We start from the raw sequence: 14,296 nt of genomic DNA on the forward strand, positions 1-14,296 counted from the left end.
AATAATTCAAGTGAATTTGTTTGAAAGAAGAACTTTAAAAGCTTTATTTTCACCCGATAAAATACCCATAAAACAAGAGGAAGCTCATTTGAGCTTCCTCTTGTGAAAAATTGTGGGACAGCAATGGCCTTAAGCCTCTTTTTTTATTAGATTGCTTTTGTGGAGTAGAAATATTCAACAAATAATATTAATAAATTAATTATTTTAACTCTACCACAGTAAGTATTTTCTTATTGATACCGTAAAATAGTTTAATAATATAGAAATCCCACTCTATTATATGCGGAATGATGCAGAGACTATTTCGGATGGATAATATCAGTTTTAAAGGTTTTCAGGATGCGGGACAGGCAGTTTTAAAATATCTGCATCAGCATTTTGGCTTTAATTTATGGATGATCACCCGGGTAGAAGACAATGACTGGATTGTGCTGCAAAGCGAAGATCATGGCTATGCTGTCCAGCCAGGTCAGGTATTTGAATGGGCCAATTCTTTCTGCTGTCATATGGTCACAGGCAAAGGACCAAGAATCGCGCCTCGCTCTGAAGAAATTCCTTTATATGCGACTGCGCCAATTAACCAGCATTTCTGCATCAAATCCTATATTGGTCAACCACTTTTTAAAGAAGATGGCAGTCTATTTGGGACATTATGTGCGGTTGATCCTGAAGCCAAGTCAGATGCCATCATTCAGGATCTGGCGATGGTCGAGTTATTTAGCAAGCTTTTGAGCTCCATCTTACAAGCTGAGTTGCGTCAGAACGAGCAAATCCGTCAGCAAGAACTGCTACAGCTACAAGCCAGTAAAGATGAACTGACTGGGTTATATAACCGTCGTGCCTGGGAGAAACTGCTACAGGCAGAAGAAGAACGTTGTAAACAGTACGGTCATCCGGCTGCGATCTTATTTATAGACTTGAATGACCTGAAAAAAGCGAATGATAGTCTGGGGCACAAGGAAGGTGATAAATTAATTCAGCATACAGCACAAGTCCTTCAAGAAAATGTACGTAGCAATGATATTGTGGCGCGTATCGGTGGTGATGAATTCGTAATTCTGAGCATAGAAAATGATAAAGCGGGAGCTGAGCGTTTGCTCGATCGTTTAATTGAAGCCTTTGCAGAAGCAAAAATTGAAGCCGCATTTGGTATGGCGATGCGTCATCCAACGACTGGCCTGGTTGAAGCACAGTGGCAAGCAGACAAAAATATGTTTGAGTACAAGCGCTGGAAAAAGTCTATTTAAATATTTTTGATTTTTAATATTTTTAAGGAGGTGTCTGAGAATGTTCAGCCATGAGCTGCCAAGTTTTTTCTACAATAAATAGAAGTAATTAATTTCCTTTTATTCTTATTTTTAGGTTTTATTCAAATTTTAATTGTCTAGAAGCAACCTAAGTTCTTCTTTAAACCCGGCTATTCAAAAGATAACTTTTCGACTTTTTAACCTAACGGTTACAAATTTTATAAGTATTGTTGTAAAGAAAATATGTGTTATTTGGGTTGGTTTCTAAGAGTTAGTTATGAGAACTAATAAGACCTTGCTCTAGAAGTAACATCTTATTTTTTAATGAGCATTGTTGTATGAAATATAAATTAAAATTACAGAGTTAATCCTTAGTTTATTAAAAGATAAAGCACGATCAGAGTGTAAGAAATACTGTCCAGAAAAAATATCATCGACAGGTAGTGGGTTTGTATTGTGCAGTTTTAATACGCCCATCTTTCATTCTCATTGAATAAAAATGCAAAGAAATTCTAGGGAATAAAATTTTATGAAAAAGCAGATGTCATTCTTTGGGCTTGTGTTGGTTTCAGGCTTGCTTACAGCATGTGGTGGCAGTGGAGGTAGCTCAGACAATCCTACAGTGACTACACCACCAAATGTTCCAGAGGAGAGTATTTCTCCTGAACTTTCAGAAGAATTTATTCCTTTTGAGGATCGCGATATCATCGAGAAAATCCGCGACAAAATTAACAATAGCACCAGTAATGATACGGACTATAACGTTGCGTTAGGTCATATGATTGGTGAGGTGTTTGCAGATTATCCTTATGGACGCACGGGCCGTATTATCAAGATTTATAATCTGGGTGTGAATAGCATCAAGTATCCAAATCTGATCTGTTCGGAGGTGAATACCAATGGTGCGGTGAAAACCTTTAAATTAAAAACAGATAAAAATAACTGTATTGTTCTGGATAAAACCTATCGCAAAGATTCAACCATTACCCAGACAGTCAATGGTGATACTACGACCTTGACCTTTAGCAATGTACGTTATGGTTCCAATGTTAATTTTAATCTAAAAGATGATTATCTGATTTCAGGTACGATTGTTCATACCAAAAGCAAAAACAATCTAGGTGCATTGGAAAGCTATAAAATTGACCGTCTGGAATTTCAGCGTGTAGCGGAAGACAAGAATGCGGGTAAATCTGGCGCTGAGTATGATGAGCTGAGCAAGGAATATCTGCTGGTGCGTAATTACAACTATAGCCTTGTAGATGACTATGGTAGTGGCAGTAATGGTATCCGTACCTTAACCAGCAGCGGCAGCATTATTGGTCAACCCAATCTGGCGGATTATCGTTATAGTTTTGATTTTAATACGACTACACCATTCAAGATGGACGAAACGGTGTTAAATAATTATAAGCATCTGCCGAAAGAGGGTGTGCTTGAAATTACTGACAGTTATGATCAGGTGATTGAGGTCAAACAGAATCAGCCTGAATCCTTAAAAGCGACTGTCTATTTCAATGGCAGTGAGCTGGATGACCTGCTGTGGTCAACGATTATTGGCAATAAAAAATAAGAACTAACCTTATAAAAAAAGCTCCATCATGGAGCTTTTTTTATTTGGGGAAGAATTTACAGAGAATTCAACTGCTGCGAACCAATCCAGTGTTTAGAGAACTGATAGGCTGCACGACCTGAGCGTTGTCCTCGTGCCTGGCACCAGCGTAATGCTTCAGCACGGGCTTCAGCTGTCATTTGCATATCTGCCTTTTTCAGATAATGCTCGACAATTTCCAGATACAGGTTTTGATCCATCGGGTAGAACGACAGCCATAAACCAAAACGATCCGACAGTGAAATTTTCTCTTCAATGGCTTCCTGTGGATGCAATTCGGTATATTGCGGTACATCCACTTTGGTTACTGGCGTATTTTCATGCATAAATTCCGGCAATAAATGACGACGATTACTGGTCGCATAAATCACAAAATTACTTGAACCGGACTGTAATGAACCATCTAGCACACTTTTCAGACTGCGATAGTTTTCATCTTCCGCATTGAAGGCCAAGTCATCACAATAGACAATAAACTTTTCCGGACGACCGGCGATCAGTTGCTGAATTTGTGGAAGATCTGACAAATCATCGCGTTCAATTTCGATCAGACGTAAGCCCTGATCTGCATATTCAGTCAACAAGGCACGCACAATCGAAGATTTGCCTGTACCGCGAGAGCCAGTCAGTAAGACATCATTGGCAGGTAATCCTTTTAGAAACTGCAAAGTATTCTGAATGACTTTTTCTTTTTGTCGCTCAATACCTTTTAAATCTGCCAGTTCAATCTGTTTGAGCTGGTGAATGGGTTTGAGTTCTCCAGCCTGCCATTTATAGGCATAAGCAGAAAAATCAGGACTTTGTTTTAATTTAGGCAGACTTTGCTGGAGCTGGAGAAGGACAGTAGAAAGAGCATTTAAGATATTGTCAGGTAAATCAATTTTCGCCATGATTTGAGCAGTACTTTTACAATTATGGCTAGAATACTATCACTGTAAAATTCACAGTCAAAGTCTGGAAAGTGTGATAATTTGCTTAAAGTGGTGAATTTTCGTTATTGTAGTACAAAGAAAATAGATGCCTGTTTTTTGTTCATGGCTGCAGGATGTCTGAAAATTACAATATAGGGAAGAGGGCAGATGCTGTTTAAAGATTTTACTCAGGATATCAATCCACATCAGGCCTATCGTATCAAAAAGCTGAAGCAGCAATTGCAACAGGCTGAAACTTACGAAGAATGGAAATATATTGCCTTAAAGATCGATGAAGAATCTGGGGCACAAGAATGGAAGCTGGATAATAGTTCACCGTATTTTGATGCCGAAGTGATTGCGCATCGACTGGGGAAATTAAAACGTTACCGTCAGCAGAAACGCACTCGTGACCTGATGTATATCCTGCGTGAAGGGCTGAGTTACGATATTGCCAATATTGCCCATCCTTTACTGTTTACCGTCACGTATGTCGGCACTAAAAAAATTATTGAGGATTATGTAGAAGAAGTCAGTCTCGGCCTGGCTTATATTGCTTCTGCACAATGTACCTGTCTGACTCTTGAAGAGAAAATTGAATATTTTGAACACTGCCAACGTGCTTATGGTCAGCCAGCCTTAATGTTCTCGGGCGGTGCCACACTCGGTTTATTTCATACCGGTGTATGTAAGGCGTTAATGGAACAAGATCTGTTACCTCGAGTGATGTCGGGTTCCAGTGCTGGTGCAATTATGACAGCGATGTTAGGCGTCTCCAAACCTGCGCAGTATGTAGATATTTTAAAAGGCCATAACTTTTTCCATGAAGCCTTCCATTTCCGTACCATGAGTGAATTAATGAAGGGTAATGGTGGTCTGGCGGATGTCAAATACCTGAAAAAATTCCTGATTGAAAACCTGGGAGATATGACTTTTGAAGAAGCACTAAAAACTTCCGGTCTACATATCAATATTGCAGTCGCACCTTATGATGCTGCGCAGGATGCCCGGATCATGAATGCTTATACCTCTCCAGATGTACTGGTCTGGAGTGCGGTACTGGCATCTTGTGCCGTGCCGATTCTGTTCCCACCGGTACGTCTCACCAGTAAACGCCATGATGGTCAATATACGCCTTATATGGGCGCAACACGCTGGGTAGATGGCAGTGTCCGTAGTGATTTCCCGCAGGAGAAAATGGCGCGGCTGTACAATATCAATTACACCATTGCCAGTCAGGCCAATCCGCACATTGTGCCTTTTATGCAGGATGATATTTCACGCTTCCGTAAAGGGACTTTAAGCTGGCCGAAACGCATTGTACGCCGTCAGAGTGTGGTATTTACCAAAGGGATTATGGATTTCGCCCGTGAGCATGCGGGCAGTTTGCCGCCAGTCCGCCGTTTGCTGGATCATGGTTATGGCGTAGTGGATCAACGTTATTATGGTGATGTGAATATCGTCGGTAAATATAGCCTGCGTCATTACAGCTATATGCTGCAAAATCCTCGTCCGCATTTGTTCAAGGTGCTGCAACGTGAAGGTGAGCGGGCGACCTGGCCAAAAATCTCCCTGATTGAAACTCAGGAGCGGGTAGGTAAAACTATTCAGCATTGTCTGGAACTGCTAAATTATCAGCATGCTCCAGATGTCAAGCAGGAATACATTGTTACTTAACCCCGCCAATTTGCATCAGCTTAACTTCCAGCTTAAGACCAAAGCCCGAAGTTTGGGTTTTGGCCGCCGTCTTTATTATCTAGAAGTTAATCCTGAGACTGGGTCAGCACTGTGGTTGAAAACCCAAACCTTAGATTTTCCTGATGTTTCTCAGCATGCCCAGACTGGCTTAAGGTGTGAGCTGGATTTTTATGAAGCTTGTGGTGAGCAAGAAGGGCGGACTTTCATGCTTCCGCATCAAATTATTCGAAAGCCATTTCAGATTGGAAATAAATCTTTCAATCAGGCTTTGATTTTGACTGATGCGCCAGCGCATTTTGATGTATGTCCTAAGTTATTCCCAATTCAAGAAATTCGTCAACATATGCTACGGGCATTAAAACCGTTGATAAGCTTACAAGAACTCGGGTATCTGCATGCTGATCTCAAACGAGAGCATTTTGTCATTTATCAGAATCGGGTTTGTTTGATTGATTTTGAGCAGGTGCAGCCCCTCAACACTACCAGCCAAGCAATGAACGCAACGCCTCGTTATATGGCGCCCGAATTGTTCCAAGGGCAAGCCAAGTCGCTACAGAGCGAAGTTTATGCGCTGGGTATCATTTTTTATGAGTGGCTTACAGGGCAACGTTTAGAAGCGACAGATTATCAAGATTGGGCATTATTGCATTGTCAGCATTTTAAACCTGAGCTTCCTGCACAATATCAAGCTTTGCAAAGCCTGTTACAAAATATGCTTCGAAAGCACTCACAGGATAGATTGTCTGATTTCAAAGCCGTAAAACAGGCCTTACTTACTGAAATTGCATGAGAAAAATACAATAAATTGTATATTGTTTTTTATTTAATCAAACGAGTGGTTTTTTCTTAAAAAGAGCTTGTCAGGTGAAATTGATCCCTATAGTATACACAGCCATCGGGGACGTGGCGAAATTGGTAGACGCACTGGATTTAGGTTCCAGCGCCGCGAGGTGTGAGAGTTCGAGTCTCTCCGTCCCCACCAATTTACTTAAGAGATTGAGTAAAATGGCCGAGTAGAGGATTGGTGTAATGGTAGCATGACGGTCTCCAAAACCGTTCGTCAAGGTTCGAATCCTTGATCCTCTGCCAAAGTTTGAAAAAAGTCCAACACTAAGTTGGTACCCTGATGGGGACGTGGCGAAATTGGTAGACGCACTGGATTTAGGTTCCAGCGCCGCGAGGTGTGAGAGTTCGAGTCTCTCCGTCCCCACCATCAAAAGAGACAAGGTTGATGCCTTGTTTTTTTTTGCCTGAAATTTAAGGTTAAGCCATCTTTTAATTCCAGCCTTATTATTCGCTTACTTTCGATGAGTAGATTTTAAATACTCAAACTAAGTATTAATGAAGAAGAGAAGAGGGAAGTCTTTTAAAATACTCAATCAATTGGCTAATCCAGATAACATTAAAATTAATATTCAACACCCTTTCAAATAATTTGATTCTTGGAATGAGAGGATTGAAATTAAGCGGTTTCATTAGAAATAAGCCAGTATTTAATCATCATAGAATTAACTGATTAATTTTTGATATAAAAACACTGAGTTGATCATAGAATCGCTTGTCAACCGGATGCGATCGCTATAATATACACAGCCACGGGGATATGGCGGAATTGGTAGACGCACTGTGTTCAGGTCGCAGCGCCTTCTGGGCGTGAGAGTTCGAGTCTCTCTATCCCCACCATATATGAAGAAACAAGGTTGATGCCTTGTTTTTTTTTGCCTGAATTTTAGTGCGATATTTTTCTTGGCTTGGCTTTTTATTCTTTGTATTGAATTAATTTATTGTTTAAACAACATGCTTGATCAAGATAAGTGTGGTTCTAGAGGTCTGATCTGCTAGGATTGAGCTAGACAAGCTTAGCGATTAAGTTCAAAGCAGTAGCAAAGAAACCTCATAAGGCCGAGTTTTCTTGTTAAATCTTATAAAAAATAAAAAAATTGCATTAACTGTTTAATTTATAGCGGAATAGGCAGTGATTGCTTGTAAAATCACTTGTCAATGACCTGCTATCTCTATAATATACACAGCCATCGGGGACGTGGCGAAATTGGTAGACGCACTGGATTTAGGTTCCAGCGCCGCGAGGTGTGAGAGTTCGAGTCTCTCCGTCCCCACCAATTTACTCAAGAGATTGAGTAAAATGGCCGAGTAGAGGATTGGTGTAATGGTAGCATGACGGTCTCCAAAACCGTTCGTCAAGGTTCGAATCCTTGATCCTCTGCCAAAGTTTGAAAAAAAGTCCAACACTAAGTTGGTACCCTGATGGGGACGTGGCGAAATTGGTAGACGCACTGGATTTAGGTTCCAGCGCCGCGAGGTGTGAGAGTTCGAGTCTCTCCGTCCCCACCATCAAAAGAGACAAGGTTGATGCCTTGTTTTTTTTGCCTGAAATTTTATAAACGAAAAAAAGCCCATCGAAATGGGCTGATTATAGGAATAATAGAATTTTACTCAAATAAAAGGGTAAATCATGAGTGCATTGATTAATTAAATTTAAGCTTTCAGATGATCTTCAAACTCCTCACCCAGCTGCATGGCCAATGCATTACCTGAAAGATCGCAGGTCACCAGACCATATTCTTTTTTAAAACTGAAACTAAAACCACGATTGTCTGCCAGGGTGCGAACCGAATACCCCAATTTTTCTAACCAAAGTCTAAATGCGAGAACGTTTTTTGCTTTAACCACTTTTTTCACGAGATAACTCCTTCATCAGTTAAATCATAGATAAGGGTGAGAATTTTCGTTTTAAAGGGCAAATACCCTTATTTAAATTAATTTAATTGAATTTGCGGATTTAATGAACAAGATAATATAGACGAAATATAGGGTTTTTAATCTAAGTCTATGTTTTTTATTATTTTCAAGATGTTGTAACTAAATATTTTAATTTTAAGCCTAAATAATTTTTTGAATAGTTATTAATATTCAAATATTTAAATCAATAATTGTTTATTTGTTATTCATTTTAAATTAGGAATTAGCGTGGTTTAAAGTTTTAGAGTTTGAGTAAGGCTTAAAAATATACAATCCAGCAAAGTTTCCAAGTATTCAGGTCATGGTTTTAAGCTCAACGCTTTATACTGTCATGGATATAATTTAAATAAGATTGATGATGACTGAATTAAATATTGAACAGTACGTCAAACAGCAAATTGAACTTATGCAGCAACAAGGGCAGGAGCCTGTTGCTGTGATGCTGGGCCATGAAGACTGGCTGGATTTTTCAGTGCAGTCCAAGGTGGCGTATACGCCATTTGGCAGTGCGCGCCGTTATCAACCTGCTTTGGGTGGATTATTGCTGGTCAGGATTGATGAAATGAATGCGGTACGAGTGGTCACCCAGCAGGAACTGGATGACTATGCTCAGAAGCATCAGCTGCTCTAAGCAGCTATAGTTTAAAACGAGTCTTTCATCACGCGTAAATGTTGAAACTCTTCGACACTGTCTGCGCGTAAAAAAGGATTGGTTTCCAGTTCTGCTGCAATAGTACTGGGTAAGGTGCATTGTCCAAGCATGCGCATACGCTCAACCTGTTCGAAACGCTCCAGAATTGCTGGATTATCCGGTTCTACATGTTTGGCAAACTGTGCATTCGACAGCGTATATTCATGCGTGCAATAAACCTGGGTACGTGGCGGTAAGGCAGCCAGACGAGTCAGAGAGTGGTACATCTGCTGATAAGTGCCTTCAAATACCCGCCCACAGCCCATGGCAAACAGGGTATCGCCACAGAACAGCACATCAATAGCATCCAGGAAATACACGATATGGCCTAGGGTATGTCCCGGTACGGCAATAATCTGTACCTCAACACCATGAAAACTGAACTGGTCGTCATGTTCAAGTGGATGGTTAATAAACGGAATTTTTTCCAGCTCAGCTTTTGGGCCATATACCGGTAATGATTGCTTTTGAATTAAATCCGGAACGCCCCCGATATGGTCTTTATGCCAGTGGGTGAGCCAGATCTGACTCAGCTCAAGCCCATGTTCGGCGCAGTAATTCTGAACTAACGCAGCTTCAGTGGGATCAATGACCACGACCTGATGCGTCGGTGTATGTTCAAGTAACCAGATATAATTTTGTAATGAGTTTTTGACATCAATACAGTGGATTTTAAACGGCATCATAAGACATCAGACCAAACAGATATTATGGATAAAGTAGCATAAATTCAGGCAGTCTGACTGTGGTCAAGGTCGCCTGTTTGCAAGAATTTTTTATATGATTTGTTTAAAAAGATCAGTTATTTATTCTGCATCTTTTACTGCGACAGCTTCGCCAATGGTATAGAAGTGACCACCGGCGACATGATGAATACTTTTCCATTCTTCGCTGACTTCATGATAGAACCAGTGCCCATCACGGAACACCCGATCATCGGCATAAGCGGCAATGATCTTACCAATAAACAGGTCATGGGCTTGCTGGTTATGTGGCTCGGGAATCAGCTCACATAAAATCCAGGCGGCACAACCTTCTACAACTGGGATCTCTTGATCTGCGAATTTGAATAACTGCACACCGGATTGCTCCAGTTTGTCTGGGTCATTGTACAGACTCAATGTCCCCAGGCTATAGACCATTTTCAGCTGTTTAAGGGTCGGAATCTGCAGGGTAAAGTAGCCTGAATTTTCAATTATTTTTCGGGTCTTGGTGCTTTTATCCAGCACTACGGTGACTTTTGCTGGACTAAATTCGAGTGCACATGCCCAGGCAGCGGCCATGACATCAGTGTCTTGCCCATCATTGGCAGATACCAGTACTGTTGGACCATGCGTAATCAGGCGATAGGCTTTTTCTAAAGGTACAGTTTGAATATGTGAATTGTTCATAAAGAACCTTAATGAGTGAAAAGGGAGAAAAATAAATCATCTGATCCACAGCATATAAAATTCCTCTTCTGGAAAAAAGCTTTTAAACTAAACACCTACATACAGGAGTAAAGAAAATGAAAATGTACCAGGTGGATGCTTTTACGACGTCTCTATTTAAGGGAAATCCTGCTGCAGTCATCGTGCAGGATGCTTGGCTGGATGATCACCTGATGCAGAATATTGCCTTGGAAAATAATCTGTCTGAGACCGCTTTTATCAAAGTGCTGGATGCAGAAAATTACGAAATTCGCTGGTTTACGCCGACCAAGGAAGTGGATTTTTGTGGACATGCCACATTGGCCAGCAGCTTTGTATTGTTCAAGGACTTTAGCTCTGCAAAAACCATTTATTTTCATGTCAAAGATCTGGGCATTTTTACAGTACGCCAGGATGAGGATGGCAAAATCCGGATGAATTTCCCGATCCGTCAGCCTGAACTCATCACAGATTATCCGAAAGCCTTAAGACAGGCGCTGACGAAGCCTTTTAAAAATGTTTATCTGAATACACAAGGTTATATTATTGAATATGAATCAGTGCAGGATGTATTAGAAGAGCAGCCAAATATTGAATTGCTGAAGCAGCTGAATGGAAAAAGAACCGCGATTACAGCAGCGGGTCCATTACTGGATGTCGCGATTACCGCTGGTGATACCCAATATGATTGCATATCACGTTATTTTGCACCGAGTAACGGGATTAATGAAGATCCGGTAACGGGTTCAATTCATACCGGGATTGCACCGATCTGGGCGAAGAAATTAAATAAAACTGAACTGGTAGCTTATCAGGCCTCTCAACGTGGCGGTGTATTGTATTGCGCATTAAAAGAACAAGGCCGCATTGAGATTTCAGGTTATGCCAAACTGTTTATGCTGGCCGAACTTTATATTTAATTAACATACTCAATAAAATACCGTGAAATTGCGCGGTATTTTATTTGGCATCTCATAAAATAGACTATTCATAATAAAGACTTTTCTCTAAGATCAGAGTGACTGTAAATAAAAATTCACACTTAAAAATTTGGATGAACAATGCAAATACGCTTTAAACGTTTAAGCTTGGCGATTTTATTATCTGGCTGGACAGCGGCCAGTTTTGCACAGCCGGTATTGGTGAAAACAGAACAGAATATCGAAGAATATCGACTGGAAAATGGCTTAAGAATTATTCTTGCGCCCAATGATAAAGAAAATAAAGTGTTTATGAATACGGTTTATCTGACCGGTTCACTGAATGATCCTCAAGGCAAAGGTGGGTTAGCGCATCTGCTTGAACATCTGGCGTTTAAAGGCACGGAAAATGTGAAGGGAGATGAGTTTCAGCGCCGTCTGGATCAATATACCTTAATGACCAATGCCAGTACCGACTATTACTCAACCAAATATACCAATGTGATTCGTCCTGAGCAGACCGCGGTCAATGAAGTGATTTTCCTTGAAGCGGAACGCATGGACAAGCTGGTCCTGCAAGAAAAGTATGTGCCGACTGAAATTGACATCGTGAAACGTGAGCGTGAAATCCGTCTGGATCAGCCATTTTCCGTACTGATGGATCAGGTATTTAAATCAGCTTATGGCAATCAGTATCTGGGGCGATTACCGATTGGTGACTTGAACGAACTGCAATCGATCAAGATGCAGGAGCTGAACCAGTTTTATCGTCACTGGTATGCACCGAATAATGCCCTCATGATTATTTCAGGCAAATTTAATAAGGCAGAAGTGCTGAAGCAGATTGATACCCATTTCAGTCCAATTCAGTCCCGCAAAGTGCCTGAAGCGGTGAAAGTGCCTGCGCTAAAACCTGAACAGATCAAACAGCGTGAATTTACCGTGCAAAAGGGTAGTGATCTGGCCAAATTTAATATTTATCTGAACCAGTCAGAAGAAAGTATTAAAACCACGCTGGCCATGTCTCCAATCTTATATACATTGCAACCTAGCGGACACCTGTATCAGAGTCTGGTCGAGACGGGTAAAACTACTACGGTGCAGTCTATGACCTGGCTGGATAAAGATTTTAATCTGGTGTTTATGGGTGCCATCTATGCGCCAAATCATCAAGTCAAGCAGGTTGAGCAGGGCTTGATTCAGGGTGTAGAGCAGAGCCAGCCATTTAACGAAACCGAATTAAACCGGGCTAAAAGTCTAACCCGAAACCAGGCGGACAATGTTAAAAATAGCGCAACCGCTTTAGGTTCGCGTTTAAGTGAATATGTAGTGGCTTATTCAGGTGACTGGAGCCAGTATTTCAAAGATCTGCAAGCCATAGAAAAGCTGGATGTCAATCAGATCAATCAGGTGTATAAGGCATTCTTTAAGCCAGAATATCGTATTTCTGGCAATATCTTGCCGACACCAGAAGATCAGAAAAAAGCACAGGAGTTGCCCCAGACTGAAGTGCCGGCTCAAACTCTGGACCAGCAGGCTGAAGCAGCAGAACCGCTGAAAGATGTCAGTGTCTATCAGGCAGAAGTAAAGCAGTATGTGGCGCAGTCCAAGCAATATTTACAGGCTAAGGACAAGCAGATTCAACGGGGCAAACTGAAGAATGGTATTAAATACGCTTTATTCCCGACCCAGACTCAGGATGACAAAGTTTATGCCACCATTGCGCTTAATTTCGGCACGGCACAAAGTTTGTTCAATAAAGGCGAGATTCTGGATCTGACAGCTTACTTATTGCTGCGTTCTTCTGAAACCCAGAGCTTGCAACAGATTGCCGATAAAATTATTGAGTCCGGTGGTTCAGCCACGGCCAGTTCCTCTGAAAATGGCATGAGCATTCAGATCAGTGCCAAAAAAGAGAAGTTTGAGGAATTTTTCCAGTATGTGCTGGATGTACTCAATAAACCGGCCTTTGAGCAGAGCCAGTTTGACCTGATTAAAGGACAAAGCCTGTCTGCGTTAGACCGTCCTTATACTGAGCCCAATATGGTGGCCGGCCTGACCATGTCTCGCGCGACCGAGATTTATCAGCCGGGTGACCTTCGCTATCATTTTGAACCTGAACTGGCAAAAAAACAGATTCAGGCTGCTACTCGTGAACATGTCGTAGCGTTATATCAGCAGTTCTTTAATACGCATCATGCCCAGATCGCAGTGACAGGGGAATTTAATCCGAAGTCCGTGAGCAAAGTCCTCAAAAATAACTTTGCGAGCTGGAAAGCGAAGCAGCCTTATGAGCGCTTAAGTGGTCAATATACAGTTTATCCGGCACAGAAAATCCATGCGTTGTCTGAACAGCGCGAGTTCGGTCATTATCAGGCTGTCATGACATTCCCGGTCGGTGCAGAACATGTAGATTTGCCAGCCATGCTGGTCTTCCGGCATATTCTGGGTGATTCTCAGTTGTCTTCACGTTTAGCACAGGAACTGCGTGAGAAAAATGCGCTGGTTTATGGCTTCAGTGCCAATGCTCAGTATGATGAATGGATTGATTCAGGCGCATTAGGCATTCAGGCGAATTATACGCCTGGCCGATCAGCACAGGTGTCACAAGCGGTGCATAAGGTATTGAATGAGCTTCTGGCCAAAGGGGTAACCGAGCAGGAAGTTGAAGCAGCGAAAGCCACGATTTTGAAACAGCGCGTCACTGCACTAGAAGATGATCGCCGTATTCACAGCATGCTGATTCCACAACTGGAAAAAGATCGTAATCTGATCTATCGGGAGAAACGTGATCAGGCGATTGCCAAGCTGACCAAGGCAGATGTCGATGCCGTTATCAAAAAATATGTTAAACCGGATCAACTGGTCGAAGTCATGGCGGATCAGTATGGGAAAGAAGTGAAATAAACTCTGTAATTTTTTACTCTGTACACGACAAATTTCACAGAACCCTTATCCTATCAGGATTCTGCTTTCTTAAAATTGCCAAAATTTCCTTAAACTCTTCTTTTTTCCCAAAACCAATTAAACGCTGAATCGCCATTTGAA

At 41.4% G+C, this 14,296-nt stretch carries 11 protein-coding genes and 7 tRNA genes; 14 read left to right on the forward strand and 4 right to left on the reverse strand.

Features of this window, described 5'->3' with window-relative positions:
* Window positions 1-308 precede the first annotated feature (308 nt).
* Window positions 309-1,247, forward strand: a complete 939-nt coding sequence (locus FTV25_RS15015) for a sensor domain-containing diguanylate cyclase (RefSeq protein ID WP_180004444.1) — start codon at window positions 309-311, stop codon at window positions 1,245-1,247.
* 529 nt (window positions 1,248-1,776) lie between these two features.
* Window positions 1,777-2,820 (forward strand): hypothetical protein, encoded by a 1,044-nt coding sequence (locus FTV25_RS15020; RefSeq protein WP_180004446.1) that lies wholly within the window; start codon window positions 1,777-1,779, stop codon window positions 2,818-2,820.
* A gap of 56 nt (window positions 2,821-2,876) precedes the next feature.
* On the opposite strand, the gene FTV25_RS15025 is transcribed toward FTV25_RS15020, so the two are convergent.
* Window positions 2,877-3,749: an ATP-binding protein gene (locus FTV25_RS15025; protein ID WP_180004448.1), complete on the reverse strand. Its 873-nt coding sequence runs from the start codon at window positions 3,747-3,749 to the stop codon at window positions 2,877-2,879.
* 189 nt (window positions 3,750-3,938) lie between these two features.
* Between FTV25_RS15025 and FTV25_RS15030 the strand changes: the two genes are divergently transcribed.
* The 9 genes from FTV25_RS15030 to FTV25_RS15070 all read left to right on the forward strand — a co-directional run bounded on the left by FTV25_RS15030 (window position 3,939) and on the right by FTV25_RS15070 (window position 7,820).
* Window positions 3,939-5,447 (forward strand): DUF3336 domain-containing protein, encoded by a 1,509-nt coding sequence (locus FTV25_RS15030; protein ID WP_180004450.1) that lies wholly within the window; start codon window positions 3,939-3,941, stop codon window positions 5,445-5,447.
* Window positions 5,419-6,258 carry a protein kinase gene (locus FTV25_RS15035; RefSeq protein ID WP_180004452.1) on the forward strand — a complete coding sequence of 280 codons (840 nt, stop codon included), beginning with the start codon at window positions 5,419-5,421 and terminating at the stop codon, window positions 6,256-6,258. Before FTV25_RS15030 ends, FTV25_RS15035 begins: the two co-directional genes overlap by 29 nt.
* A gap of 107 nt (window positions 6,259-6,365) precedes the next feature.
* A tRNA-Leu gene (locus tag FTV25_RS15040) sits at window positions 6,366-6,450 on the forward strand.
* Between the two features lie 33 nt (window positions 6,451-6,483).
* A tRNA-Trp gene (locus tag FTV25_RS15045) sits at window positions 6,484-6,557 on the forward strand.
* A gap of 39 nt (window positions 6,558-6,596) precedes the next feature.
* Window positions 6,597-6,681: transfer RNA gene (locus FTV25_RS15050), tRNA-Leu, on the forward strand.
* Window positions 6,682-7,065: 384 nt separating this feature from the next.
* Window positions 7,066-7,151: transfer RNA gene (locus FTV25_RS15055), tRNA-Leu, on the forward strand.
* Window positions 7,152-7,503: 352 nt separating this feature from the next.
* Window positions 7,504-7,588, forward strand: a tRNA-Leu gene (locus tag FTV25_RS15060).
* Between the two features lie 33 nt (window positions 7,589-7,621).
* Window positions 7,622-7,695, forward strand: a tRNA-Trp gene (locus FTV25_RS15065).
* 40 nt (window positions 7,696-7,735) lie between these two features.
* Window positions 7,736-7,820 (forward strand) — tRNA-Leu (locus FTV25_RS15070).
* 144 nt (window positions 7,821-7,964) lie between these two features.
* Here FTV25_RS15070 and FTV25_RS15075 read toward each other — a convergent pair.
* A complete protein-coding gene (locus FTV25_RS15075) occupies window positions 7,965-8,168 on the reverse strand; it encodes a hypothetical protein (protein WP_004786362.1) in 204 nt (67 codons plus the stop codon).
* A 418-nt stretch (window positions 8,169-8,586) separates the two neighbouring features.
* Here FTV25_RS15075 and FTV25_RS15080 point away from each other — a divergent pair, with 418 nt between their 5' ends.
* The gene (locus FTV25_RS15080) at window positions 8,587-8,859 is read left to right on the forward strand and encodes a hypothetical protein (RefSeq protein ID WP_004786360.1); all 273 of its coding nucleotides are present in this window, start codon (window positions 8,587-8,589) and stop codon (window positions 8,857-8,859) included.
* Window positions 8,860-8,870: 11 nt separating this feature from the next.
* Here FTV25_RS15080 and gloB read toward each other — a convergent pair whose 3' ends face one another.
* Both gloB and FTV25_RS15090 read right to left on the reverse strand, forming a co-directional pair.
* The gene (gene gloB, locus FTV25_RS15085; RefSeq protein ID WP_180004454.1) at window positions 8,871-9,605 is read right to left on the reverse strand and encodes a hydroxyacylglutathione hydrolase; all 735 of its coding nucleotides are present in this window, start codon (window positions 9,603-9,605) and stop codon (window positions 8,871-8,873) included.
* A gap of 120 nt (window positions 9,606-9,725) precedes the next feature.
* Window positions 9,726-10,310, reverse strand: a complete 585-nt coding sequence (locus FTV25_RS15090) for a flavin reductase family protein (protein ID WP_180004456.1) — start codon at window positions 10,308-10,310, stop codon at window positions 9,726-9,728.
* A gap of 116 nt (window positions 10,311-10,426) precedes the next feature.
* Here FTV25_RS15090 and FTV25_RS15095 point away from each other — a divergent pair, with 116 nt between their 5' ends.
* Together FTV25_RS15095 and FTV25_RS15100 are read left to right on the forward strand one after the other, a co-directional pair.
* The gene (locus FTV25_RS15095) at window positions 10,427-11,248 is read left to right on the forward strand and encodes a PhzF family phenazine biosynthesis protein (RefSeq protein ID WP_180004458.1); all 822 of its coding nucleotides are present in this window, start codon (window positions 10,427-10,429) and stop codon (window positions 11,246-11,248) included.
* A 141-nt stretch (window positions 11,249-11,389) separates the two neighbouring features.
* Window positions 11,390-14,155 (forward strand): pitrilysin family protein, encoded by a 2,766-nt coding sequence (locus FTV25_RS15100; protein ID WP_180004460.1) that lies wholly within the window; start codon window positions 11,390-11,392, stop codon window positions 14,153-14,155.
* Window positions 14,156-14,296: the final 141 nt, after the last annotated feature.

The organism is Acinetobacter sp. YH12249 (genome assembly GCF_013417475.1).
In the GTDB taxonomy this organism is placed as follows: Bacteria; Pseudomonadota; Gammaproteobacteria; order Pseudomonadales; family Moraxellaceae; genus Acinetobacter.

Bases quoted from the DNA above. Each gene is read 5' to 3' on its own strand.
- FTV25_RS15080 (WP_004786360.1), top strand. From the start codon at position 8,587: ATGACTGAATTAAATATTGAACAGTACGTCAAACAGCAAATTGAACTT.
- FTV25_RS15025 (WP_180004448.1), bottom strand. From the start codon at position 3,749: ATGGCGAAAATTGATTTACCTGACAATATCTTAAATGCTCTTTCTACT.
- gloB (WP_180004454.1), bottom strand. From the start codon at position 9,605: ATGATGCCGTTTAAAATCCACTGTATTGATGTCAAAAACTCATTACAA.
- FTV25_RS15095 (WP_180004458.1), top strand. From the start codon at position 10,427: ATGAAAATGTACCAGGTGGATGCTTTTACGACGTCTCTATTTAAGGGA.
- FTV25_RS15030 (WP_180004450.1), top strand. From the start codon at position 3,939: ATGCTGTTTAAAGATTTTACTCAGGATATCAATCCACATCAGGCCTAT.
- FTV25_RS15035 (WP_180004452.1), top strand. From the start codon at position 5,419: ATGTCAAGCAGGAATACATTGTTACTTAACCCCGCCAATTTGCATCAG.
- FTV25_RS15100 (WP_180004460.1), top strand. From the start codon at position 11,390: ATGCAAATACGCTTTAAACGTTTAAGCTTGGCGATTTTATTATCTGGC.
- FTV25_RS15020 (WP_180004446.1), top strand. From the start codon at position 1,777: ATGAAAAAGCAGATGTCATTCTTTGGGCTTGTGTTGGTTTCAGGCTTG.
- FTV25_RS15015 (WP_180004444.1), top strand. From the start codon at position 309: ATGGATAATATCAGTTTTAAAGGTTTTCAGGATGCGGGACAGGCAGTT.
- FTV25_RS15090 (WP_180004456.1), bottom strand. From the start codon at position 10,310: ATGAACAATTCACATATTCAAACTGTACCTTTAGAAAAAGCCTATCGC.